Raw genomic sequence first — 25,276 nt, 5'->3', positions numbered from 1 at the left:
GATGGTCGGGTAAAGTTTTGCAACATAAAACCTGGATTCTGGTGCTCTTGCTCTTCACCGGTGGGATGGTGTTTGCCCCTGCTATCCTGGCCGACCAGGGTGTTTTGGTCGCCGATGAACTGTATGCGGACTACGAAAACAAGCAACTGGTGGCCCGGGGGAATGTGGTATTTACATACCGGGATTATAAGGTACGGGGTGAAGAGTTCTATATTGACTTGGAGAATGAACGGTTGACCGTTCCCGGCTGGGTTGAGGTGGAAACGGAAGAACGGACGGTTCAGGGGAGAAACTTGTCCTTCTTCTTGCCTGATGAACAAGGTACGCTTGAGGATTTTCTCCTCTTGGGTGAGGCGGAGGAGACCGGCGAACCGATCGTGATCAAAGGGGAGAAGGGTGAGATCAGGGGGGAAGATCTGTTCTGCACCAATTCCTCCTTTTCCGGTTGTGACGCGGAAGAACCCCATTACCATCTTACCGCAAAACGGATGGTATATTATCCGGAAGACCGGATCGAATTTTATTCCGCTTCCTACTGGGAAGGGAAGTTGAAATTACCCGCCATTCCCAAACTGGTGGTCTCCCTGCAGGAGGGGGCGGATGATTTCGATGAATCGGTCTTTGGCTACAACGCGGCGGATGGTTTCTTCCTAAAAATGGTCTACCGTTATAGTTTATCCGGTGATCACCAGGGAAAGTTACTTTTTGATTTGATTCAATGGAAGGGGATCGGGCAAGGGATTAAACACTGGTTTCCGGTGGGGGCGAACCGTGAGTTCTCGGTCAGCTTTTATCATTTGGACAACATGTACTTTGAGCATGATGATTACCAGGTGCAAGCGGCATGGCAAGAGAAGAAAGGGAACCTCAACTACGACCTGGGCGGGAAATATTATGATCTTGGCTACCCCGAGTACGGGCTGCGCGGGAACTTCAATTACCGGTCCAACCAATGGTCGGCCAGTTTTCAGGGGGAGACCGGGCAGTCCGGTATGAATCCCCAGTTTTATCTATACCCGTTCCGTATCAGTATTAATTGGCGGCCCGGCCCCCGCACCCGACTGACCTACCGGAATAACCTCTATTACCGGGAGGATCTGACGACCGCAGAGGTGATTACGAAGAAATACCAAAACAACTTGGAGTTTGCGCAAACGTGGGATCTTTTCTCCCTCAGTGGGTTTCAGTTTACCGCCCGGGTAAAACAGGATTACAATTATAGCGACCGTTACCAAAGACAATTTTATCACGATTTACCGGCTCTTTCTTTCCAAACGCCCGCCATTAATCTGGGTTGGCCCGGTTATTACCAGGGAAATGTTGATTTTCTCCGGTTGGTTGAGATCAAGGGAGAGGCCGAAAAGGTCGGGACCCGGACTGATCTTCAGCTGACGCGCCGCTCGTTGGGGCGGAGCCTGTGGCAGCAGGGGGGATTCACCCTTGATCTGTTAAATACCAACCATTATCAGTGGTACCAGGTGGCGGGAGAAACATTTCGACGCGGTGCTATTTCACTTGGCTTAACTGGTACGCAGCGGTTTGGACCCAGTCTTACTTGGACCAACACTTTTAGTTGGGTTGAAGCCCAGGGTGATGCACCTACCGACGAGTTCCCGCGTTTGGTAACTTCCTCCCATCTCTTTACGTCCGGGGGTCATCTCTCCAGTTCCTGGCGGTACAATACGCAGCTGGTCAGTGCGAGCCTTTCGGGTGGTTACAACTTCAGCCGGGCCTACCATCCATGGTATCCGGTGCAAGGTACGCTCACGGTAACCCCTATGCCCAATAGCAGCATTCGTCTGAATGCTACTTATAACCCCAACACCGAGGAGTATACTTATCTGTATCTTACGGCGCGGGGGGCACATACCTCGGAACAAGGGAGTAGTTTTTATTTAGAAGCGGATTACGATTTTCTGGAACAGCGGTGGGAGACATTGGAAGTGGAAGCGGAGCTCAAAAACCAGCATACTGCGGCGCTCCAAAGTGATCTTAGCCTGCGGTACAGTTTTTTCGGGGACGGTCTCGAACGGGCCCGGTTGGGACTGACCTATGACTGGCACTGCCGGGAATTGTTCTTTGGGTATGATTTTATCAGGCAAGAGTATATCGTACAGCTCCATTATAAAATCTTCAAAGAGGCAGGTTTTGGGTATGGCTCCGGAGAACAAGGTTTTATGTGGACAGGAGCCGAGCAGTGGGGAGCGGGCAATGAGTTCTGGTAAACAAAGATGGCGGCTGTTCCTTACGATCCTTTGCGGGCTTGGGGTCGGGGTTCTCCTTTATATGAGTTGGCGTCCGGAGATACCCCTTGATCCCCGCCAGAAACCGCTGAACGAGCGTGGGGTGGCCTTATTTAACAGTCGATATGAGGGGTGGGAAGGGGCAAAACGGATTTGGACCCTGGAGGCCGCGGAGATTTTTCGGACAACCGACGGAAAAACGGTTAACTTCCGCGGGATTGAGAACATCCGTTTGTACCAGGAAGATGACCGCATTCTTGCCATCAAGGCCGATACCGGGCGGCTGGATCTGAAACAAAACGTCTTAACCCTCACTGGAGTGCAGGGAGAGATTAACGGGGGACGGTTGCATACCGTTGGGTTAAAAGTGGATTTGGAACGCAAGGAGATCGCGTCCACCCATCCGCTCTCCTTTGCGAAGGAAGGATTGGAATTGCAGGCCAACCGGATGGAAGGGAACTTTGAAACCGAGGAATATCTTTTCTCCGGTGATTTGGAGGTCGTGCAGGGGAAGCACCGGTCGCGGGGGCAAGTTTTCACCTATTATGCCAAGGAAGACCGGTTTGAACTTAAAGGCGATGTGGAGGTTGAACTGGAATTATGAGCAGCCGCAGGTTATATATGATCACCGGCTTTCTGGTGTTGATGGTGGTGACCGGTGCCAACCGGGTGGTTATGGCGGCGGAGAAAGGATTCTTTAAAGGAATTGACCGGTTTTATGGTGATACCGATGGAAAGCATTTGTTTATGGAAGGCACCGATCTTGAGTATTTTCAAGGCAAAACCCACTTGCGTTTTAAAGCGGCGGAGGTTCGGGAATTGAGCGATGGTTCGCGGGAGATCATCTTCCGGAACGAGGTTTTATTGATTCATGAAGATTTAAAGGTGACCGGGGATCAGTTCTGTTATAATACAGCGGCGGAGAGCGGGACCTTTACCGGAGATGTTGTTTTGGTGCGGGAAGAAAGCCGCGACGAAAAAGGGGAAGTGGTGAAAGAAGGGATTCGCCTGGTTTGTGGCAGTCTGTATTTGGAGACGAAAGAGAAGGCCTTTATCGCCAGGGAAGCGCCCCGGATTGAACACACTGACTTTACCGGTAGCGGTGAAACCATCAGTTACCGCGATGATCAAGAAAAACTGACGATTAGTGGTGGTTTTTATTTAAAGATGGAAAAAGATGAGCTTTTTGGGGAAGAGATCTGTTTTGATCTAAAGCAAAAAACGTTTGAAGCACGACGGGGAACAAAACCGTTGGAGATGTGGATTGAAATTGAGGAGAGAGAAGAGACGCCGCGGGAAAATCAAGGGGCGGATGGCCAATGAACTTCGGGGCGGAAAAGTGAAAAATTGGGGGTTAGGCGATGGAGGTTAAGGAAATAGTAAAAGAGGGAAGTATTTCCGGAACCTATCTTGTCTTAGACAGCCAATGGCGGGTCGCGCGCAACGGGAGCCCGTTTGCGGCATTAAAGATTGGGGACCGGAGCGGGGAGATTGCCCTGAAGGTATGGGAGATCACCGAACCGGTCTTTAACCAACTACAAAAGGGTAAAGTGATCCGCCTGGAGGCGGTCGCCAAGAATTTTAACGGCACCCTCCAACTGGAAGCCAACGGACGTGAACCGTTCTTCCAGATCTGTCCGGAAGACGAGTATGACCCGGTGGTTTTTCTGCCGGGACTCTCCGGCTCGCACCTGGAGAAGTTATGGACCGTTCTGGATGAAACCAGAAGCGGCTTACAGCAGAGCGCCTACCGTATGCTCCTGGAGTATTTCTTCGGTTCCGAGGAATTTCGGCGGCGTTTTTCCTCCGCGCCCGGTGCGATGCGGATCCACCATGCTTACCGGGGAGGGCTGTTGGAACATACCGTTGGCGTGGTCACCCTCTGCCAAACCGCAGCTGATCTTTATCCCGAGGTGAACAGGGATTTATTACTGACGGGCGCTTTACTCCATGATATCGGCAAATTGGAGTCCTACACCGGAGAACTGACATTTGAGGGAACAGACCAAGGGAAGTTGATCGGCCATTTGGTTTTGGGTGTGCAGATGGTGGAAGCGGCGATTGCGGCCATCCGGGCGGACAAAGGGGAAGGGGCTTTTCCGCCGGCTTTGCAAATGCCCCTCATTCACCTGATCCTAAGTCACCACGGGGAATTAGAGTGGGGTTCCCCGGTCCAACCGGCCCTCTTGGAAGCCTGTTTACTCCATCATGCCGATCATATGGACGCGGAGGCGGCCAAGTTCCGGGAAGCCCTCCGCCAGCATCCGGGCGGCGGTAACTGGACCGCATATAACCGGGTGCTCAAACGGTCTGTATATTTACTGGATTTGGAGGCGGAGGAGAGCGGGGACCAGACAAACTAAATTCGGACGAACAAGCGGAGGAGAATTCAGGTTATGGTCGAGAACGGGGCAAAAGAAGAAAAAGCAAAAGACGTAGGGCAACGACCGGCGAGAAAAATTGCCTTCTATACACTGGGGTGCAAGGTCAATCAGTTTGACACCGAGGGTTTAATCACGGAAAGCCGGGCGCACGGCTACGAAGTGGTGTCTTTTGACGAGCCGGCGGCAATTTATGTGCTAAATACCTGTACCGTAACGAAGGAGGCCGAACGGAAAGCAAGGCAACTGATCAGAAGAGTGAAACGGAAGCACCCCGATGCCTTCCTGGTGGTGACCGGTTGTTTTGCGCAGACCGGTGCAGAGGTCTTAACCGCGCTCCCGGAGGTGGATTTGGTGGTTGGGGTGGCCGGGCGGGGCCGCCTTTTTCAGATTCTGGAGGAAGAATTGACGGTTCGCAGGAAAAATCGGGTGCTTCCCTGGGCGGAAGTGGACGGCTTTGAGGTTTTCGCCCCGGAATTTTCCGGCCAAACCCGGGCTTTTCTGAAGGTGGAGGATGGCTGCCAATCCTACTGCAGTTACTGCAAGATTCCCTTCGCCCGCGGACCAGTCCGCAGTCTTCCCTTGCCGCAGGTAATGAAGGAGATCGAACGGCTCTTGGCCTTGGGCTACAAGGAGATTGTCTTGGTGGGGATTCACTTGGGCCATTACGGGATTGACCTCGGGACGAATCTGGCTTCGTTATTAGCCCGGATCGAACAGGAGTGGGGCGGAACGGAACCGAAGTGGCGTTTGCGGTTGGGTTCCGTTGACCCGACGGATTTTACCCCCCAGCTGATGGAGGTAATTTTATCCTCGACGCTGCTCTGTAACCATTTGCATATTCCTTTACAAAGCGGCAGCGGGAAGGTGCTTTCCCTGATGAACAGGAATTACTCCCCCGATGATTATGCCGGCCTGGTTACCCTGCTGCGTAACGGCCGCCCCGGTTTGGCGTTGACCACCGATTTGATGGTCGGTTTTCCCGGGGAAACGGAAGCTGATTTTAACGAAACGTTAAATTTTATCCAGGCTATCGGCTTTTCCAAGGTTCACATTTTTCCCTATTCCCTACGGCCGGGGACGCGAGCGGCACAGATGAAGGGGCATCTACCGCGATGGGTAAAGGAAGAACGGGTGAAAAGAGCGGAGGCAATTGCCCGCACTTTGGCCCACGCTTACTGGAAGCGCCTCCTCGACCAGGTGGTGGAGGTACTGATTGAAGAGACCAACCGGGACGGTTATGGCGAAGGGTTGGCCCGGGAGTATGTACGGGTACAGGTTAAAGAGATGCGAGAACCAAACACCATGGTTCACGCCAGGATTATTCAGGCCGACCGGGAACCGTTGACCGGGGTAGTGGTGGAGGCGTGAGGCGGGTTTGGTGGATGAAATGATCAATTGAAAAAAGGATATTTCTTCTGCTTGTCGAACTTGAACTTGGGGAAGGAGGTTGAAAGGTGAGCGACTGTGTTTTTTGCCGAATTGTCCGGAAAGAAATTCCCGCGCAGATTCTTTTGGAAACGGAAGAAGTTTTAGCGTTTAAGGATATTAACCCGGTGGCCCCTCGACATATTCTGCTGATTCCCAAAAAACACATCAGCAGTGTGATGGACCCGCAGCTTCCCACATCGCCACAGTTGACCGCAGAACTTTTTTCCGCGATTCAGCAGTTGATGGCGGAAGCAAAGGATGGTTTTCGCGTGGTGATTAACCGTGGTGCGCATGCCGGCGAATCTGTTCCCCATCTTCATCTTCATTTGCTGAGCGGTCGAGAGCTCGCGTGGCCTCCCGGTTGATTGACGTATTGGCCGAGATGTAGTATAATATCATCTTAATATGTTTCTTTTTGCATTTTATGTGCCTGTGGATTTATGTGGGCAGCGAGGGGAGGGAAGTAGATCGTGGCCGAAGTTAAGATCGGGAAGAACGAATCCCTAGACAGTGCCCTGCGCCGGTTTAAGCGACAGTGTCAGCGCTCGGGGATCCTGGCGGAAATCAGAAAACGGGAACATTACGATAAGCCTAGCGTAAGACGGAAAAAGAAATCGGAAGCCGCCCGGAAGAAAAACAGGAGGTTTTCCTAATGGTCTCTCAAGGTTCACCCGCGATCGGGTGGACCTTTTAATATTTTCGTAATTATTAACTTATGAAGTGAAACTATTTTGTTCCTTCCCTCGTTAAAACAAAATGCATATTTGTTCTCGTTACGACTTAATTATATATAGTTTGGGATTGGGCCAAAAAGCTTGCCCATTCGGCAGGCTGTCTTTCGCAGAATATTAATTGGAGAAAGGAAAAGGGGGGTGTGGGATGAAGCGGAAGAAATTCATCAAAATCAGTCCGTTTACCTTTATTCTCTTGCTTATTGCCTTGGTGGTTACGGTCTTTTCTTACCGTAACGTCGACGACGGGGAGACGAATTTGCTTTATATCATTCCGTTGGAAGGGAACATTTCGGGAGGGACCGCCGATTTTATCGCCCGGGCTTTGAATGAAGCCCAGCAGCGACAGGCGGAAGGTATCATTTTAGTGTTAAAAACCTTTGGCGGCTTTGCCGATTCGATGACGGAAATTGGCGACGCGATCAGCAAGTCGAAGATTCCCGTGGACGTTTATGTTGAAGGACGGGCAATCTCAGCCGGGGCTTACATCGCCCTATGCGGCAACCGGATCGTGATCTCCTCCGACGGGGTGATCGGTGCTTCCCAGCCCATCGTCGCCGACGGCACGCCGGCGCCGGAAAAAACGACCGCAGCCTTCCGGAAAATGTTCCGTGCAGTGGCGGAGGCGCGGGCCCGCCGCAAGGGGATCGAGCTTGATCCGTTGATTGCCGAGGCGATGGTCGATCCGGAGGTCGAAGTCGAAGGGGTGGTGGCCAAAGGGGAACTGCTGGCGCTTACCGCCCGGGAAGCACTGGCGCATAATTATGCCGATTTGATAGCGGAGAATTTGAATGAAGCCATTATTGCCCTGGGGTTCGACAACTTGAAGACGGTTTATGTCAAACAGACCCCCGTCGAAAGTTTGGTGCGGTTTCTAACCGACCCGGTGATCAGTCCGCTCTTGTTAACCATCGGTTTTACCGCCTTGATTGTCGAAGTTTTTACCGCTGGGTTTGGGGTCGCTGGGATTATCGGGGTAATCTCGCTGTTCTTATTTTTTGGCGCACGTATGTTTTCGGGTTTGGCCGGGATGGAAGTACTTTTCCTCTTCTTCCTCGGTCTGCTCCTTTTGGTAATAGAAGCCTTTTTCCTCCCGGGCTTTGGTTTTGCCGGGGTATTCGGTCTAATCTCGATGGCGGGAAGCATTATTCTGTCCTATGCTTCCAGCGGGCAAGGTGTGGCCGCCTTGGCGATCGCCCTTACTTGGTCCCTTTTCCTGGTATCCCTGGTTTTCCAGTATCTGAAGAACAGTTCATTCATGAGTCGGATTGTCCTGAAGACGGCGGCGGAAAAAGAAAAGGGCTATTCGGCGGTTCCCACTTATCAGCAATACTTGGGCGAAGTGGGGGTTGTCGTTCACCAGTTACGTCCGTCGGGTGTGATTGAGATGGCCGACGGTGCGCGGTTGGATGTGGTTTCGGAGGGTGCTTTTATACCGGCGGGCCAAAAGGTGAAGGTGGTTGCGGTTGAGGGCAGGAGAATATTGGTCCGTAGCGAAGGGTAAAATTACCAATGGAGCTTCTTACAAAAGGCAACGTAATTGAATAAATATGGAATGGGGTGTTGTTGAATGGAGTTGTTCTCGATCTTCGGGTTGGCGTTGGTGATCGTTTTTGTCCTTCTTTTCTTCAATTTTATCCCGGTGGGCTTATGGATTTCCGCCCTGGCGGCCGGGGTTAACATTCGGATCTGGACCCTTTTTGCCATGCGTTTAAGAAGGGTTCCGCCCGCCCGGATTGTCTTGCCGATGATTAAGGCGGAGAAAGCCGGACTGGAGATCACGGTGGATAAACTGGAGGCCCATTATTTAGCCGGTGGGAATGTGGACCGGGTGATCGATGCTTTGATCGCGGCCCAACGGGCGGAGATCAATTTGACCTTCGAACGGGCGGCGGCCATTGATCTGGCCGGACGAAACGTGTTGGAAGCGGTGCAGATGAGTGTTAACCCGCGGGTGATCGAGACTCCGGAGATCTCGGCGGTGGCGAAAGACGGCATTGAACTTAAGGCAAAAGCCCGGGTTACCGTCCGCGCCAACATTGATCGCCTCGTTGGAGGTGCCGGTGAAGCTACGATTATAGCGCGGGTCGGGGAAGGGATTGTCACGACAGTAGGTTCGGCGGAAAGTCATAAAGATGTTCTTGAGAACCCGGATCGGATCTCCCAGACGGTATTGGAAAAAGGACTGGATGCCGGAACCGCCTTCGAGATCCTCTCCATTGACATTGCCGACGTGGATGTGGGCCGGAATATTGGGGCCAAACTCCAGATCGACCAAGCGGAGGCCGATAAGAACATCGCGCAAGCCAAAGCGTCGGAGCGCCGGTTTGCGGCTCTGGCGCGGGAGCAGGAGATGAAAGCCATGGTTCAAGAGATGCGGGCCCGGGTGGTTGAAGCCGAGGCCGAGGTACCACGGGCATTGGCGGAAGCGCTGCGCTCCGGAAAGATTGGGGTCATGGACTACTACCAGCTCCAGAATATCCAGGCCGATACGGCGATGCGGGATGCCATCGGCAAAGGGACGCGGCCGAGCGACTCCGCCGATGAGCTAAAAAAATAGGAGTGGATTAGATGGGGTGGATTTGGTTTCTATTTTTGGCCTTTTCTTTGCTGGGGAATATTCTGGAAAAGTTAATGAAGGAACAAAACCCTTCCCGACCTGTAAAGCCCGGCAAAGAAGGGAACCGGCCACTCCCGCCGGGAAAACCCTTTTCCTTTCCTCCCATCCTGATGGAGGAGTGGGCTGAAGAAAATGAACCGCCCAAAACCTTACCCAAAACAGAGCCGGAGATGGGTCCGCTTCCCACAGAGATGAGTGAACCAGACCAACTGGCGGATTCGGCACCAGAACAGGTGAGGATGGTAGCGGATGAGAGGGAGGATTGGCTTTTCGACCAACAGGAGGAGTTGGACGGGAAAGACTTGGGAGTTGCCTCCTATACCGATGCTGATGAAGAAGAGGAAACGGAAGCTCTCGACGGGCGGGGGATCGACGACCGTTTACTTTACGATGCGCTTGTTTTGGCGCATGCCCTGCCCAGGCCGGATTGGCGGACTGTTCCTTGGCGGCGGCGTCTCTGAGGTGATATAGGTCCACGGGCAAATTGCGGGAAAGTTGGTTACGGAAAAGTAACCAACTTTTTTTGTAATAATTGGGGAAAAAGAAGATAAGGTAAAAATTGAATGTATACTTAATACTTGGCGCGGTCTAGGGATTTATGGTAAAAAAGATGATATAATCGATAGAAATAACCTCGGAGGTGACGAGATGCTGGAATTTAACGAGCGAAGTAATACGTTGGAACAACGGGCCTACCAATATATGTTGCAGGATGTGAAAGAGCCTAATCTCTACCGGCATTTGTATAATTATGATGAAGTGCCGAAGATCCCGTTTAACCACCGCCATGTGCCGATGCGCCCTCCGAAGGAGATCTGGATTACTGATACAACCTTCCGCGATGGGCAGCAGGCGCGCGAACCTTATACGGTGGAGCAGATTGTGCACCTGTATAAGTTGTTGCACAAACTGGGCGGTCCGAAGGGCATTATTCGCCAGTGCGAATTCTTCCTCTACAGCAAGAAAGACAAAGAAGCAGTTGAACGTTGTATGGAGCTGGGCTACGAGTATCCCCAGATCACCGGTTGGATCCGGGCTGTGAAGGAAGATTTTCAGCTGGTTAAACAGATGGGGATCAAAGAAACGGGGATCCTGGCCAGTGCTTCCGACTATCACATCTTTAACAAACTAAAGTTAACGCGGAAGCAAGCCATGGAAAAGTACCTCTCTATTGTCAAAGCCGCGCTGGAGATCGGGATCATTCCCCGGGTCCACCTGGAAGACATCACCCGGGCTGACTTTTACGGTTTTGTGGTTCCCTTCGCCATTGAACTGAACAAACTCTCCGAAGAAAGCGGGATCCCGATTAAGATCCGGGCTTGTGACACGATGGGTTTTGGGGTTAATTATCCCGGCGTCGCCTTACCCCGCAGTGTTCCAGGGATCATTTACGGCTTATGGCACCATGCGGGGATTCCCAGCGAACAATTGGAGTGGCATGGTCATAACGATTTTTACCGTGCGGTGGCCAACGCCGGCACCGCTTGGCTTTACGGTTGTTCCGGGGTGAACTGCACCTTATTGGGAATTGGCGAAAGAACCGGGAATTGTCCGCTGGAGGCGATGGTTTTTGAGTATGCTGCCCTCCGTGGCACCCTGGATGGGATGGACCCGACGGTGATTACCGAGATTGCCGAGTACTACACCAAGGAATTGAATTATAAAATCCCGCCGATGACGCCGTTCGTCGGACGCTACTTCAATTTTACCCGGGCGGGGATTCATGCCGACGGTCTTTTGAAAGATGAAGAGATCTACAACATCTTTAATACGGAAAAACTCTTGAATCGCCCCGTGGTCGTGGCGATCAACCAGTCTTCCGGTGCGGCGGGCATTGCCTTCTGGATTAATCAGCATTTTAACCTCAAAGGGGAAAAACGCATTGATAAAAAGGACCCCCGCATCCAAAAGATTAAAGAATGGGTTGACCGGGAATATGCGGAAGGGCGTAACACGGTGATCGGCGATGAGGAACTGGAGGTAGTGATCAAAACCGAAACACCCGATTTGTGGAAAGAATTATCGGCTGATTCCAATCTTAAGGCAGAATAAACAGAATTAAGTGTTTTACCGACGGAGCCGCCGCTTGGCGCGGGCGGCTCCTTTTTTTTGTCAGATTAGATTACAAAAAAGTAAAAAAGTTAGTAATAGGTAGTAAAGAAGTGGAAAGTGAAGAGAAAAAGGGAAGATTTGGCTGGATTAACCGACAAGGGATTTAGTTGGCGAGATGAACTATGCTATAATAGAGATGACAACGATGTCATACAGTTTTTGCCTTTTAAGGGAGGAGGAAATATGCCACATTTTAAAGCGAAAAGAGGCGTCTATTTACTAGTGTTACCGGCCCTCATCTGTATGTTGTTCGTCCATGCCATACCGATCATCTGGGGCGCGTACATTAGTCTTTTAGATCTTAATGTTTACACTTTAGCGCAGTGGACCAAGGCCCCTTTTGTCGGGTTTGAGAATTTTAGCAAAATATTCAGCGGCCAGTTTGCCGTGGGGGCCAAATATTTGCGCTCGATTTATACGGTGATTATCTATGGGTTGGTGACGATCCCCGCCGGATATCTGATTGGCTTAGCGGTTGCCCTGTTGTTAAACCGCAAGTTTGTTGGCCGGACGTATGTCCGTGGTTTAATTCTTTTGCCCTATATCACACCGGATTCGGTGGCTTACAACGTTTGGCGCTTTATTTTCCAAGCCCGGATTGGCTTGGTCAATAAGTATCTCTTAAAACTGGGCCTGGTTAAAGAGCCTTTGATCTGGTTGGTCGGCGACCGAGCTTTATTTGCGGTTATCGTCGCCAGCATCTGGAAAGGGTGGCCTTTTGCCTGCCTCATTCTCCTCGCCGGTTTGCAGGGGATTCCCCTTGAACTTTACGAAGTTGCCAAAATTGACGGGGCCACGCCATGGCAACAGTTTAAACATGTTACCTTCCCCTTGTTACTCCCTGTCACGAAAACATTGCTGGTCCTGAATGTGATCTGGAATTTTCACGCCTTTAACCAATTCTATATAATGCTGGGCAGCGATCCGGGTAAAGCCCATGTTCCCTCCACCTTTATTCTTCAGGAAGCCTTTAGCAATTTGAATTACGGTATGGGTTCGGCGATGTCCGTCGTTTTAATGGGGATTATTTTGATTTTGACCGTATTTGCTTTGCGGATCAAAAGGGGGGCTGGTCATGAAAGTTGAGGAGAAAAAAGGGGTGCCGCTGCGGATGGAGATCCAAGCCGGGAAGCGGCCACTGAGAAAGGAAACAGTTTTAAGAATCTTGCTGTATGCGGGGGTCGTTCTTGTTCTGCTGTTTGTATTAGGCCCATATTTTTGGATGGTTTCCGGTTCGTTTAAAACCACTTTGGAGATCCAAGCGGCCGATGTAATGCGCCCAGGCCTGGAACCCCGGTGGATCCCGCGCACCTTCACCTTGGAAAACTACGCCAATGTGAACAAAACCGTTCGCATGCTTGACTATTTTCGTAACAGTCTGATTATCAGTTTTGGCAGTATGTTCTTCTCGATTTTGATCAGTGTCAGTGCCGCTTATGCTTTATCCCGCTATAGATTTAGAGGGAAACAAGTTTTTACTTTAGGGGTGGCGGCCACTCAGATGTTTCCGGGGATCTCTTTCCTGATTCCGTATTTTATCCTTTTCACCCTCGTCAACCGGTATTTAGGCCTACAACTGCGTAACACCTATCCGGGCATGATTTTAACTTATACCACGTTTGCCCTGCCTTTTAGTATTTTGATGCTCAGAAACTTTTTGGACACGGTACCCCGGGAGATCGATGAACAGGCGCAAATTGATGGTTGTTCCAAGACGGGGGCTCTTTTCCGGGTGATCATACCTTTATCGACACCGGGCATCGTGGCCGTCGGCATCTATTCCTTTATCATGGCTTGGAATGAAGTCCTTTTCGCCTCTATTTTAACGGGGCGGGAAACCAAAACGGTGGCGGTGGGAATCTTAGAGTATATTACACAACAACAAGCCCGGTGGGCAGGGATGATGGCCGCCTGTATTTTGGTGTCCTTACCAGTATTAATTCTCTTTACATTAATGCAACGCCAGATTGTGGAAGGACTGGTCAGTGGCGCGACCAAGGGCTGACCGGAAGCGGTAGAATCTATGCCGGAAAAGGAGGGATGAGGGTTTTTCTTGGTTGACCACCAGAATAAAAGTATTGAAAAAAAAGATGAGGAGGGTATTACGGTGAAGAAAAAGGTTAGTCTTGTTTTGTGGTTGGTGTTTTGTATCGTTTTTGTGACATCGATGACAATAGCTGGGCAGACCGCAACCATTACCTTCTGGGCGATGCCCAACGCTCCGGACGAGACGCACATCCCCTGGATTGAGGCGAAGGCCAGAGAATTCCAGGCCAAAACCGGGGTTAGAGTCAACCTGGAGATTGTCGGTTGGGATGTGGCTTGGCAGCGGATTTCGACCGCGATCGTTACGGGTGAGGGTGTAGACGTCTTTCAAGTGGGAACCACTTGGAATCCGCAGTTAGCTGCGACCGGCGGACTTGAGGAGATTGACATCCGTGAATTTGGCGGTAAAGATGCCTTCATGAAAGCCAACTACGAATCGACCACCTATAAAGGCAAATGCTATGGTATTCCCTGGTTTGCAGAAACCCGCGCCTTATTTTATAATGTAGATATGTTTAAAAAGGCCGGTGTGCAGCCGCCGCGGACCCATGACGAACTCTACCAAGTAGCGGAGAAGATTGTGGCCACCTTTGGCGAGGGCAGCGCCATTTCGCTGGCCGGTACCAATGCGTGGGACCTCTTGCACAACTGGTCGATTATCCTCTGGGCGAACGGTGGTAGTCTGCTGACCAAGGATAACAAAGCGGCGATCTTCAATAACGAGATTGGCGTGAAATCGATGAAATGGTATGTGGATTTAGTCAGAAGAGGATACGCTTCGCCGGCTTGCGCCGAATACGATCAACCCCAAGCCGACGCGGCCTTTATCAATGGGAACGTGGCCATGTGCTACATGGGACCCTGGAATATTGCTGGAATTGAGCAGCAAAACCCGGGTTTGAACTTTGGCGTGGTTGAACCGCCGGCCGGTTCCAAGGGTAAAGCGTCCTTCTCCGGTGGTAGTAACTTGGCCATTCTGAAAGCGAGCCGGAATAAAGCGGCGGCGAAAGAGTGGGCCAAATTCCTGCTCCAAACCGAGAACATGGTGGAATACACGAAGAATCTGACCCATATGCTGCCGGCAACAATCGATGCCTACAATGATCCTTACTACGAGTCCGGCGTCTGGAAAACCTTTAAGACAACTTTGGAATATGCGACCGCTTATCCACCTTTGGCAACTTGGGGAGATATCGAGAACATCGTGCAACAGGAGTTCAAAAACATCCTGGCTGAATACGTGAACGGCACTTATGATGAAAACACGGTGAAGAAACATCTCAATGCGGCCGCCGACCGTGTCAACGATGTCTTGAAACGGGAAAGGTAAGGAGAAGAGCGTGCCGGGGAAGAGCGGGAAACGCTCTTCCCTTTTTCCTTAAAAATTAGGGGTAACGGTGCAGCCCTTTTCCAAGTGGGACGTTGTTTTCATAAAAGAAGCAGTAGAAACGGAGGGGCAAGAGATTGCGATTCGGCTATTTTGATGACCAAAAAAAAGAATACGTAATTACTACACCGCAGACGCCCTATCCCTGGATTAATTATCTTGGGACGAAGGACTTCTTCGGCTTAATCTCCAACACCGGTGGCGGCTATTGTTTTTATAAAGATGCGAGATTAAGACGGATTACCAGATACCGTTATAATAACATCCCTCTTGATACGGGAGGGCGTTATTTCTACCTCAAAGACGAAGCAACCATTTGGACACCCACTTGGCAACCGGTGCAGACCAAGTTGGATCATTATGAGTGCCGCCATGGTCTGGGTTATACCAAGATCACCGGGGCAAAAAACGGGTTAACTGCGGAGGTCCTTTATTTCGTTCCTTTGGATGAAAACTGTGAAGTACACCGGCTGCTCCTTCGTAATACGACCGCAGCGGCGAAACAGATCCGTCTCTTCTCCTTTGTCGAGTTTTGTCTTTGGAACGCCTATGATGACATGACCAATTTTCAGCGGAATTACAGCACGGGCGAGGTCGAAGTGGAGGGCAGCGTGATCTACCATAAGACCGAATACCGGGAACGCCGTAACCACTATGCCTTTTATGGGGTTAATCATCCGTTGACCGGCTTTGATACGGACCGGGAAGAGTTTCTCGGCCTTTACCATGGTTTGCACAATCCCCAGGTGGTAATGGACGGTGAGCCCAAAAACTCGCTGGCCTGCGGGTGGGCGCCGATTGCCTCCCACTGTCTCGACCTCCGGCTTTTGCCCGGGGAAGAGAGGGAATTAATCTTTGTCCTGGGCTATGTCGAAAACGACCCGGCAACGAAGTTTGTGCAAACGGGGGTCATCAATAAAGAACCGGCCAAAAAAATAATGGCGAAATTCGCAGCCGGCCCGGCGGTGGCAAGGGCGTTTGCGGAATTAAAAGATTATTGGGGGCAAACATTAAGCGGCTATCAGGTGGAAAGTGATGATCCGAGACTAAACCGGATGGTAAACGTTTGGAACCCGTACCAATGCATGACCACCTTCAACCTATCGCGGAGTGCCTCTTATTTTGAGTCCGGGATTGGCCGCGGAATTGGTTTTCGCGACTCGAATCAGGACATTTTGGGTTTTGTGCACATGGTACCGGACCGGGCACGACAGCGTATTTTGGACCTGGCAGCTACGCAGTTCAGTAACGGCGGGGCCTACCACCAGTATCAACCGCTAACCAAAAAGGGGAATGAAGAGATCGGCGGCGGCTTTAACGATGATCCCCTCTGGTTGTTATATTCGGTTTTAGCTTACATCAAGGAAACCGGAGATTATGGAATTTTGACGGAACAGGTTCCCTATGCGGATCAACCTTCGGCCTGCGCGACGCTTCATGATCACCTCCGAACTTCCTTACGCTTTACCCTGAACAATCTGGGACCGCATGGTCTGCCCCTCATCGGGCGCGCGGATTGGAATGATTGCCTTAATTTAAATTGTTTTTCCGAAAATCCGGATGAGTCTTTCCAGACTTGTGTCAATAAAGACGGGAAAACGGCGGAGTCGGTGCTGATTGCGGCCATCTTTCTTTACATTGCGCCCGAGTATGTCCGGTTGTGTGAAAAGTTAAACTTAACGGCGGAAGCGCGGGAGTTAACTGTTGCGATTGACCGGATGCGGAAAGCGGTGATGGAACACGGCTATGACGGGGAGTGGTTTTTACGGGCCTATGATGACCAGGGAGCAAAGGTGGGCAGTAAGGAAAACGCCGAGGGGCAAATTTTCATTGAGCCCCAGGGCTTTTGCGTCATGGCGGGGTTAGGCTTGGACGACGGTTCGGCCGTCCGCAGCCTGGATGCGGTCGAAAAATACCTGGCCACAGCACATGGAATTAAACTGCTTTATCCGGCCTATACAACTTACCGGAAAGAACTGGGGGAGATCACCTCCTACCCGCCGGGGGTGAAAGAAAACGCCGGGATCTTTTGTCATAATAACCCATGGGTAATGATTGCCGAGACAAAGTTGAAGCGGGCGGAGAAAGCCTTCAATTATTATAAAAAAATCACCCCGGCATACCGTGAGGAAATCAGTGATGTTCACCGGTTGGAACCCTATGTTTACGCCCAGATGATTGCCGGCGACGATTCAAAACGACACGGCGAGGCGAAAAACTCCTGGTTGACCGGGACCGCAGCCTGGGCGTACGTGGCGGTTACCCAACATATCCTCGGCATCCGCCCGGATTTTGACGGGCTGATTATTGACCCGTGTCTCCCGCCGGAGTTGAAAACAGTTCGGGTCAAAAGAGTCTTTCGGGGTGTCGTTTACGAAATAACCATCGACAACCGGATGTCCGGCGATTTCCGGCTGGCGGTTACGGGCGGAGAAGTGAGCGGCCGGGTGGTCCGGGCTCTTCCCGGGCAAAAACGCGTAACCGTTGAATGCCGGACCTGAATTGTTTGTTGACACTGTCCGTAAATTTTGTGTATATTATAAGAAAATAGCCTTCAGAACCAGATTTTGTTTATAAGGGAAGAAGACCGATGACGACCATATACGATGTGGCGAAGTTGGCCCGGGTATCGGCGAAAACTGTCTCCCGGGTTCTTAATGAAAGCCACCTGGTGGCCGAAGAGACACGCCAACGCGTTTTAGAAGCCATCGAAAAACTGGATTACCATCCGAATGTGATTGCCGCTAGTCTAAAAAGAAACCGTTCCAACATGATCGGTTTTGTCGTCCCTTATGGTTCGGAATTTGTCTTTCAGGATCCGAACATGATGGAGCAGTTGCGGGGAACGCACGACTATGTGTCGGCGGCCGGCTTTGAACTGATTGTTTCGGTGCCGAGGCATAAAGAAGACGCCCTCCAAGAAGCGCTGCGTCTCACGAAAAACCGCAATGTGGACGGGGTGATCCTTTATCCTTCATACGGGATTGACCAGATTATCAAGGAATTTCAAGCCAAAAATTTGCGCTATGTTACGTTGGGCATCTGCTTTGACCAGCAAAAAAGTAATTTTGTCGAGGTTGATCAGACCCCGGGAAGCTACTTTGCAACCCAGCATTTAATCTCCCTTGGCCACCGGCGGATCGGGCTTTTGAACAAGTCGGCCAGCTTTTTCATGTATAACCGGAATGATCTATTGGAAGGATACGTTCAAGCCCTTAAAGAAGCGGGGATTGCTTATATCCCGAGCTTGGTCCGGGAAGGTAATTTTACCTTTGAAGATGGTTATGAACAATTTATGAGTTTGTATAAAGAACATCCGGATATCACGGCGGTTATCTGTGCAAGCGACCCCATGACTTACGGGTTGATCCGGGCGATTTTTGATTTGGGCCTTAACCTTGATGACATCCAGGTCGTGGCGGGAGATAATTTGCCATTGACCCAAAAGCTCTTCCCCCATCTTTCTTCCATTACGAACCCCTCCTACGAACAGGGGCGGCAAGCCGGGCGAATGATCGTGAGCATCGTCAATGAAGGTCGCGGGGAAGTCCCGGGAATCATCCTTAACACGGAATTTGTGGCGCGGAGCATGCACTCGGTGGTCAACAGATAGGAGGCAAATAATGAATAAATATAAATAAGCCTGGTGTGAATAAGTCCGGGCTTATTTTTTAAACAAAAATCCTTGAGGAAAATAAAAACAGATTAGAACTCAAGTTGGGAATACAAAAAAACAGGGGTCCCCTTTGGTTATAAGTTTTAACAAATCCAGACGACTTTAAGAACTAATCCAACGAAGCCCAGGGTTGAACCCGGGCTTCGATTTTTTTACAACAAAGATAAGGGGAAAGCATTGTTCTTGTTCCAGGATAAGGCCTTGTGAAGCACGCTTATATATTCGCCAGTTGTTGATTGGCTAAATGATATAAACCTAAATATAGGCCCAGATCCAAAAAGTATTAAAGGAAATAAAAAATAAATTTTATGACAATGGCGGCAGGAAAACCGTTGTGTAAATAGAATATTTATTGTTAATATTTAAAAGGAGGTAGTATTGTGCGGAAAGTACTGAGGTCTCTGACTATTATCGTGCTTTTATTGGTATTATCGGCAGGTTCGGCATTGGCCGGGGGAGTAATTAAAGTAGGCGCGGATGTTGGGGGGCAAGTGGAAATCCAGGGGAAAGTGCTGGGCATCGTTATATTAGAGGAGAAAAACGATACAGAGACGGGAATTTCCATAGGTGGGGAATACTTTTTTGATATGAATGAAAGTCTAGTGGTCGGGGTTGGAGTAGAATACCAATTAAAGCGGAAAAATGAAGGTGCGGAAAAAGGATTTAATTTTGTTCCGCTTTATGTACTAGGTAGATATAATGTTAGTCCTTCTTTCTATTTCACAGGCAAAGTTGGGTATAATTTATTCCAAGCTGAAGATCTTCCAGAGGAACTAAAGACTAAAGGCGGTTTGTTCTACGGATTTGGTGGCGGTATTATATTCGCAGATACCTTGCAATTAGAAATCCTATATTCCATGAATAATGGAAAAATTGTACTAGATGAAGATATTGGGGTTAATTATGAGTTAATCTGGAATTACTCAAAAATCGGGGTGTCTATTGGGTATAAATTCTAACAAAGCTTCATAATAAGTTAAGAAAAGTTAAGAAGTAGCCGAACATTAAAGTAAGCCCAGGAACATATAAGCCTGGGCTTAACTTTGTCCTACATACTTCGATGTTGGAAATAATATAATTACATAACGCTTGATATCGGTGCCTATCAAAATTTGCAGCATGAATTCTTTTATGGAATAAGGAGGGGAGTGGGATTATGAGAAAAGTGAAGACATTTTTACGATCGCTCTTATTGTTAGGTTTTATAATTTTTTTTACCGAGGCCACAATGGCTTGTGTCGGGGCCCGACCGCTGGCGATGGGAGGCGCTTTTATTGGGGTCGCCGATGACATTAATGCCGTTTATTGGAACCCAGCGGGACTAGTTCAACTTAAAGAACCTGAATTCACCTGGACAAGGACTTTAAACAACCGGGATACTATCAATTACGATGATTTTCTAGCTGTTGGTTCTTATAACGAAGAGTCGGGCATGGCTTATGCGGTAGGCTATATCAATATTACCGATTACTACCTGAATTACATAGATTACTATGATTATGAGATTTTAACTTATGTAGACAATAAAATACAGTGGTTAATCTTTTCGCTGGCCCAAAAAATTACCCAACAACTGTCGATCGGGGGAAATATAAGGTATATGTACTTTAGTCTCGGGTTTGATGATGTTGAGGGTTTTAATTTGATGACAGATTCAGCCGAGTTTTTCAGCTTTGACTTAAGCGTCTTTTATCAGGCCGACGATAGATTAGCTTTCGGGTTATTGATCCAGGATATTAACCGTCCGGAATTTATACTTTATGGAGAAAAATGGTATTACATCCGCAACGTCCGCCCCGGCTTCTCTTACCGTATTACGGATTCACTGCTCGTGAGTGCTTCCATCTATGACATGCTGGAGGAAGTGCCGATGGACAACCGATTTAGGATTGGCTTGGAGCAGAAGTTTGACCAGTTATCCATCAGGGCAGGGTTGGAGAGAGGAAACAAGACTTTCGGTTTGGGGGCAGGTGGAGGGAATTGCGCTTTGGATTATGTATACCTGGGGGATGATCTAGGGGATACCCATATGTTAGGATTTACCTATAAGTTTTAAGCAAAAATAGGGACCTAATCCTTCTACGCCTGCTTCTGGGTGGGAAACATTAATCTTCGTCGCCGCGAGAAGGGTTTGGTGATGATCCTTACCAAAATTTTAAGCAACGCTTTAAACATAATATATGCTACCCACGCGACGAGCAATCCGCAGGCCCCGTAGATTAGCCCTTCAGTCGTGGTAGGGATCCCCGGCGTAAAAATGGACAAAGTTTCTTTGACAATTTCAAGGTCGTATTCCTTTAGAAAAACCCACCAGCGGGAATATGCCGGGGCGTTATTGAGGGCAAGAAAGGAGTTTTCCAAGGCCTTGATTCTGTTCATTAATTCGACAATGAGTTGGCCGGAAGAGGCAAAGATTTCGTTGCCCGATTGGAGATGGGTGGCGATGTACTCCTCCAGGGTCATATTGAAGTATTCGGCGGTTAATTCGTAGCTGAGAAGCAGGAACTGGGCTTCGGCCAGATGGCCGCCTAATCTCTGCAGATACTGCGCAAAAAACTGGGGAAATTGGGCAAACCCAACAACACCCAGTACGGCGATGGCCCGGTCAATTAAGCCATTGAGAAAGCGGAACGGAAGTTTCCATAGCTTATGCATAAATAACACTTCCTTTGGTGGGTACTGGTCCACATTACCATCTTGTTTTATGCCCATGCTAGGCAGAGTTGTCTAAATTAAGTTTTCTCCGAAAATGGTTAAATTCCTTTATCGTAAAACAAAACGACGCGTAGGCGTCGTTTTTCCTTTTCTGACTTAACTGGTTTTATCTTCGCTTCCGTCGACACCAAGCCCAACTAGCCAATCTTACTTGGAAGAATGGCAATTCAGTAGCCATGCGCTTTGGTAACCGGTTGGGGGACACATTGCAGACCGTTATTTTTCTGGATTGACGAGGGTGTCCAGGGAAGAAGCCATTTGTTCCAATGTTTTGCTTTGCTCCACAATTTTATCCAAGTTTTTGGTTTGGTTTTGGGTGGTGGCTGAGATTTCTTCCGTACCGGCCGACGTTTCCTCGGCGATGGCGGCTAAATTATTGGTCCCGGCCATAATGGTATTACTGATCTGGGTCAATTTTTCCATGGCGTTATAAATTTCTTTAATTTGCGCGGAATTTTGACGGATATTCGTCATCATGTTGGTGATTTCGGTCGTGACCGTATTGGATTCTGCGGCGTTTTGTTCGACAATGGTCAGACTCCGATCGATCGCTTCTAAAACATTTTCTAAATCGAGCAGCGTGGCGTCGATGATATTCTTAATTTCCTCCGTACCCTGTGCCGACTGGACCGATAATTTACTGATTTCGGTAGCCACAACGGCAAAGCCCCTTCCGGCATGGCCGGCGCGGGCTGCTTCAATATTGGCATTGAGGGACAAAAGGTTGGTTTTTTCGGCGATTCCATTCATAAAGCCGACGATATCATTGATCTTTAACGAACTATCCTTCAAACGCCAAGTTGCTTTGGCTACTTCATTAATCTGGGAACCGACCTTTTTCATCCGCTCGATAGTGGAATACATAAGAGAGGACCCATGCTGGAATACTTCTTCAGTTTGCTGGAAATCGCTGGTCAACCGGTCAGACATTTTTTTTTATGTGGTCCGCAATCGCATTAATCTCGGTTACTGTATTTGCGACCTTGGTTACCTCCAGGGTTTCAACATCGACCATCTGGGTCATCTGTTCGATAGCAGAGGCGGTTTCGTGGAAGGCGGCCATCAGGTTGCTTGCTCCATTGGCCAGTTCTTGGCTGGTACTATGGAGGCGGGCGGCTGTATTAGCAATTTGGTTTTGAATCTTCAGGAGTTCTTCTTTTATTTTCCGTTCTTCCTCTTCCCGCCGTTTGAAATCATTCAGTAATTGACGGGCTTTTTGCGCAATGGTATGGATCGCCAGGGCGTAGAGAAGATAAATAAAACCGGCGTAGATATACATGGCGGGCTGATGGAGAGCAAAAATTTGTTCTGGGAAGAAGGACATCATAATCCCATGGCTGAGAAGAGTGCCAATAAATGCTATTAAGATTACGCCGGGCTGAAGATAGATTAAACAAAAGGCCAAGATTGAAAAGAAATAAAAAGGAACTGACCGGTTACCTTCCCCCATGGTTATAGTCATCAGAAAACCAAAAGCATTTAGAAAAATAGCAGTGACATATTTTGTGTATTGACTGGTTTGTTCGTTTTTTCCGAAGTAGACAAAGAAGCAACCTGTGATCAAGCCAACAACCGCGAGGATAATCCGCCATCGCCAAGGGACATTCTGGAGCACAAAAAAAACGGGGATGGCACAAATAGCGAAAATTGACAAGAGTGTGCTGCAGACCCTATTGGCCCATTTTTCGTGTTCTCTTAACAAATTAACTGGTTCCATCTGACACCTCCGAATTGAGCAAACCTTGGAATATTAATTTTCTTCAAAATTATACATCTATATTTTTACATCGACTATACGGTAGGAAAAGTTAAGGAAGAATTAGGTAAATAATATGTTAAACACTTCAGAATTATCTGCAAAACACGCTGTTAAAGGAGGCGACAAAGTTCTTTCAGGATTGAGACCAAGCGATGCTGTAGTTTTTGGTGCCCATCCTGCATTGAACTGAATAGCGAGAAAATAGGGCGGCCCAAAGCAAATGAATGTTATAAAAGTTATTTAATTATGCCCTTCTTTAATCAGATTGTAATGTTCGAAAAGGAAAATTTAAAATAATATTGAAGTTTAAATATTGAAAACGGTGGTCAAAGGAGTGATTTAGGAAGTGATTCCGTTTAAGATGGAATTAACGCCGGAAGAAAAAGCGATCTTAGAGGGAAAACAAGGAGAAACACTACAAAAAGTGATGGCTTCGGTTGTCTTGTATGGAGAGGTTTTTGGGGCAAAACGGCTGGTGCCTTTGGATGGTCCAGTGCACCTGGTGACTTCTTTCGGGATCCCGCTTCTCAAACCCGTTTTTGAGATGATGGATGAATTAATTGCCTCGGGTTTGCGAACCGAGAAGCCATTTACGGTGGACCCCCGGCCTCTTGATTATAACAATGTTAGATGTAACCCCTTAGAGAAAGTAGTATTTAGCATAATGTATGGAAAGCAAAAAGAGTATGAACAACAGTTACAGCAAGTAGGGTTAAAGGATGATAACGCCTTCAGTTGTACCTGTTACCTTCCGCAGGTTGGCAATGTTCCGGCGAAGGGAGATATCCTTGCTTGGGCCGAATCTTCGGCGGTGGTTTATGCCAATTCCGTCTTGGGAGCGCGGAGTAATCGAAACTCGGGCATCATTGAACTTTTTTGCGGGCTGATTGGGAAAGCCCCCGAATTTGGACTTTTAACAGATGAGGGGCGGAAAGCCAAATGGCTAGTGGAAGTGAAGACTTCCCGTTTGCCCAATGCGCAAGTGTTGGGTAGCGCCATCGGGATGAAAGTGGTGGAGGATGTTCCGTACATCACAGGGCTTGACCAGTTTTTAGGGCGTGAGCTTACTACGGCGACACGTGATTATTTGAAGGATATGGGGGCGGCGAGTGCTTCCAATGGCGCGGTTGGCCTCTACCATGTGGAGAATTTGACGCCTGAAGCCGTCGAACAAGGGAGGAATCTTCTCACTGAAGATTACCAGACTTACGTTATTGATGATCAAGAGATTGAACGGGTGATTCGTTCCTACCCGTTAATGTGGAAGCAGCCTGGGGCGAAACCAAAACTCTGCTTTATCGGCTGTCCGCACCTCTCCCTTCAGCAGTTGGAAAGCTGGTCCGATGCGATCATGGGAGCTTTGGCCAAGGCCGGTCGGAAAAAGGTGGCGATCCCGACGATCCTTTGTGCGGCACCGGATGTTGTTGCCGCGTTCGCCAAGGATCGGACGAGATATGATCAATTACGGGCTACCGGCACACGTCTTACCTCCATCTGTGCTTTGATGTATATGAATAATCCCTTATGTGCGAAAAAACCGGTGATTACCAACTCGAATAAACTGCGGACATATACGACGGCCAAGTTTTTGCTGGATGATGAAATCTTGAACCGGATTGTTCACGGCTGAACCTGAATGGAAGAAGTCGGGAACCGCTTTTTTGCGGGAAGGACTGTTCAGATAAAGGGGGATACAAGGATGAAGAAAGTGTTTAAAGGACGGGTTGTTTTGCCGGGTAACACAACAGGCGAAGCTGTGGTCTCCCGTCAGGGACTGAACATACTGGCCAGCTATCAAAAGAGTGCTTTGAAAAAGGCCAAACGGGTGATTTGTGCCGATCAGAATAACCCGGATCTTTACAAAAAGGACCTTACGAATAAAATTATCTGTCTCCCGCAGACAATTGGGTCAACAACCGGGGGAATGGTTTTGGAAACCGTGATCCAGATGGGGCTGGGACCAAAAGCGATGCTCTTTGCGGAACATATTGATTCGCTGGCGGCGGCTGGTCTTATCTTAAGTGAGGTTTGGCTGAAAAAGCGGGTAATTACCATTGATCAACTGGGCACCGATTTTTTAAATGCGGTTCAAGACGGCCAAACCATTGAGATCAAAGAGGATGGGACGGTTCTGGTCTGCAGTTAGGAGCAGTTGAATAATCATCGTGGCTGTGC

23 protein-coding genes are annotated in these 25,276 nt (G+C 49.1%); 20 read left to right on the top strand and 3 right to left on the bottom strand.

Features of this window, described 5'->3' with window-relative positions; all coding sequences use genetic code 11:
- The first annotated feature begins 17 nt into the window (after positions 1-17).
- The 18 genes from G5B42_RS02680 to G5B42_RS02595 all read left to right on the top strand — a co-directional run bounded on the left by G5B42_RS02680 (position 18) and on the right by G5B42_RS02595 (position 20,683).
- Positions 18-2,225 (top strand): LPS-assembly protein LptD, encoded by a 2,208-nt coding sequence (locus tag G5B42_RS02680; protein ID WP_181338900.1) that lies wholly within the window; start codon positions 18-20, stop codon positions 2,223-2,225.
- Positions 2,212-2,847 carry an LPS export ABC transporter periplasmic protein LptC gene (lptC, locus tag G5B42_RS02675; protein WP_181338899.1) on the top strand — a complete coding sequence of 212 codons (636 nt, stop codon included), beginning with the start codon at positions 2,212-2,214 and terminating at the stop codon, positions 2,845-2,847. The genes G5B42_RS02680 and lptC overlap by 14 nt, the downstream gene beginning before the upstream one ends.
- Positions 2,844-3,566, top strand: a complete 723-nt coding sequence (locus G5B42_RS02670; RefSeq protein WP_181338898.1) for an LptA/OstA family protein — start codon at positions 2,844-2,846, stop codon at positions 3,564-3,566. Before lptC ends, G5B42_RS02670 begins: the two co-directional genes overlap by 4 nt.
- A gap of 38 nt (positions 3,567-3,604) precedes the next feature.
- A complete protein-coding gene (locus tag G5B42_RS02665) occupies positions 3,605-4,606 on the top strand; it encodes a 3'-5' exoribonuclease YhaM family protein (protein WP_181338897.1) in 1,002 nt (333 codons plus the stop codon).
- A 33-nt stretch (positions 4,607-4,639) separates the two neighbouring features.
- Positions 4,640-5,995, top strand: coding sequence for a tRNA (N(6)-L-threonylcarbamoyladenosine(37)-C(2))-methylthiotransferase MtaB (mtaB, locus tag G5B42_RS02660; protein WP_181338896.1), 1,356 nt, complete (start codon positions 4,640-4,642; stop codon positions 5,993-5,995).
- A gap of 86 nt (positions 5,996-6,081) precedes the next feature.
- Entirely contained in the window at positions 6,082-6,420 is a 339-nt protein-coding gene (locus G5B42_RS02655) for a histidine triad nucleotide-binding protein (RefSeq protein WP_181338895.1), read from the top strand.
- A 105-nt stretch (positions 6,421-6,525) separates the two neighbouring features.
- The gene (gene rpsU, locus G5B42_RS02650) at positions 6,526-6,708 is read left to right on the top strand and encodes a 30S ribosomal protein S21 (RefSeq protein ID WP_181338894.1); all 183 of its coding nucleotides are present in this window, start codon (positions 6,526-6,528) and stop codon (positions 6,706-6,708) included.
- Positions 6,709-6,934: 226 nt separating this feature from the next.
- On the top strand, positions 6,935-8,290 hold the full coding sequence (locus G5B42_RS02645) for an NfeD family protein (RefSeq protein ID WP_181338893.1): 1,356 nt from the start codon (positions 6,935-6,937) through the stop codon (positions 8,288-8,290).
- Positions 8,291-8,356: 66 nt separating this feature from the next.
- Positions 8,357-9,346, top strand: a complete 990-nt coding sequence (gene floA, locus G5B42_RS02640; RefSeq protein ID WP_181338892.1) for a flotillin-like protein FloA — start codon at positions 8,357-8,359, stop codon at positions 9,344-9,346.
- Between the two features lie 11 nt (positions 9,347-9,357).
- Positions 9,358-9,867 (top strand): hypothetical protein, encoded by a 510-nt coding sequence (locus tag G5B42_RS02635; protein WP_181338891.1) that lies wholly within the window; start codon positions 9,358-9,360, stop codon positions 9,865-9,867.
- Between the two features lie 187 nt (positions 9,868-10,054).
- On the top strand, positions 10,055-11,458 hold the full coding sequence (locus tag G5B42_RS02630; protein WP_181338890.1) for a 2-isopropylmalate synthase: 1,404 nt from the start codon (positions 10,055-10,057) through the stop codon (positions 11,456-11,458).
- A gap of 243 nt (positions 11,459-11,701) precedes the next feature.
- Positions 11,702-12,604: a carbohydrate ABC transporter permease gene (locus G5B42_RS02625; RefSeq protein ID WP_231133175.1), complete on the top strand. Its 903-nt coding sequence runs from the start codon at positions 11,702-11,704 to the stop codon at positions 12,602-12,604.
- Positions 12,594-13,523: a carbohydrate ABC transporter permease gene (locus G5B42_RS02620; RefSeq protein ID WP_231133174.1), complete on the top strand. Its 930-nt coding sequence runs from the start codon at positions 12,594-12,596 to the stop codon at positions 13,521-13,523. Before G5B42_RS02625 ends, G5B42_RS02620 begins: the two co-directional genes overlap by 11 nt.
- 102 nt (positions 13,524-13,625) lie before the next feature.
- Positions 13,626-14,894 (top strand): extracellular solute-binding protein, encoded by a 1,269-nt coding sequence (locus G5B42_RS02615; RefSeq protein WP_331274022.1) that lies wholly within the window; start codon positions 13,626-13,628, stop codon positions 14,892-14,894.
- Between the two features lie 134 nt (positions 14,895-15,028).
- Positions 15,029-17,452 (top strand): GH36-type glycosyl hydrolase domain-containing protein, encoded by a 2,424-nt coding sequence (locus tag G5B42_RS02610; protein WP_181338889.1) that lies wholly within the window; start codon positions 15,029-15,031, stop codon positions 17,450-17,452.
- An 89-nt stretch (positions 17,453-17,541) separates the two neighbouring features.
- Positions 17,542-18,564, top strand: coding sequence for a LacI family DNA-binding transcriptional regulator (locus G5B42_RS02605; RefSeq protein ID WP_181338888.1), 1,023 nt, complete (start codon positions 17,542-17,544; stop codon positions 18,562-18,564).
- 443 nt (positions 18,565-19,007) lie between these two features.
- Entirely contained in the window at positions 19,008-19,586 is a 579-nt protein-coding gene (locus tag G5B42_RS02600) for an outer membrane beta-barrel protein (RefSeq protein WP_181338887.1), read from the top strand.
- Between the two features lie 197 nt (positions 19,587-19,783).
- The gene (locus G5B42_RS02595; protein WP_181338886.1) at positions 19,784-20,683 is read left to right on the top strand and encodes a PorV/PorQ family protein; all 900 of its coding nucleotides are present in this window, start codon (positions 19,784-19,786) and stop codon (positions 20,681-20,683) included.
- Between the two features lie 23 nt (positions 20,684-20,706).
- Here the strand turns inward: G5B42_RS02595 and G5B42_RS02590 are convergent, their stop codons facing one another.
- The 3 genes from G5B42_RS02590 to G5B42_RS02580 form a co-directional block, all read right to left on the bottom strand.
- Entirely contained in the window at positions 20,707-21,282 is a 576-nt protein-coding gene (locus G5B42_RS02590; protein WP_181338885.1) for a DUF2937 family protein, read from the bottom strand.
- Positions 21,283-21,558: 276 nt separating this feature from the next.
- The gene (locus G5B42_RS02585; RefSeq protein WP_231133173.1) at positions 21,559-22,272 is read right to left on the bottom strand and encodes a methyl-accepting chemotaxis protein; all 714 of its coding nucleotides are present in this window, start codon (positions 22,270-22,272) and stop codon (positions 21,559-21,561) included.
- Positions 22,265-23,059 carry a hypothetical protein gene (locus G5B42_RS02580; RefSeq protein WP_181338883.1) on the bottom strand — a complete coding sequence of 265 codons (795 nt, stop codon included), beginning with the start codon at positions 23,057-23,059 and terminating at the stop codon, positions 22,265-22,267. The genes G5B42_RS02585 and G5B42_RS02580 overlap by 8 nt, the downstream gene beginning before the upstream one ends.
- A gap of 388 nt (positions 23,060-23,447) precedes the next feature.
- Here G5B42_RS02580 and G5B42_RS02575 point away from each other — a divergent pair, with 388 nt between their 5' ends.
- Together G5B42_RS02575 and G5B42_RS02570 are read left to right on the top strand one after the other, a co-directional pair.
- The gene (locus tag G5B42_RS02575; RefSeq protein WP_181338882.1) at positions 23,448-24,731 is read left to right on the top strand and encodes an aconitase X; all 1,284 of its coding nucleotides are present in this window, start codon (positions 23,448-23,450) and stop codon (positions 24,729-24,731) included.
- A 69-nt stretch (positions 24,732-24,800) separates the two neighbouring features.
- Positions 24,801-25,247: an aconitase X swivel domain-containing protein gene (locus G5B42_RS02570; RefSeq protein WP_181338881.1), complete on the top strand. Its 447-nt coding sequence runs from the start codon at positions 24,801-24,803 to the stop codon at positions 25,245-25,247.
- Positions 25,248-25,276: the final 29 nt, after the last annotated feature.

Source organism: Capillibacterium thermochitinicola (assembly GCF_013664685.1).
In the GTDB taxonomy this organism is placed as follows: domain Bacteria; phylum Bacillota; class UBA4882; order UBA10575; family UBA10575; genus Capillibacterium; species Capillibacterium thermochitinicola.
This window is presented reverse-complemented; position numbering and strand designations above follow the sequence as displayed.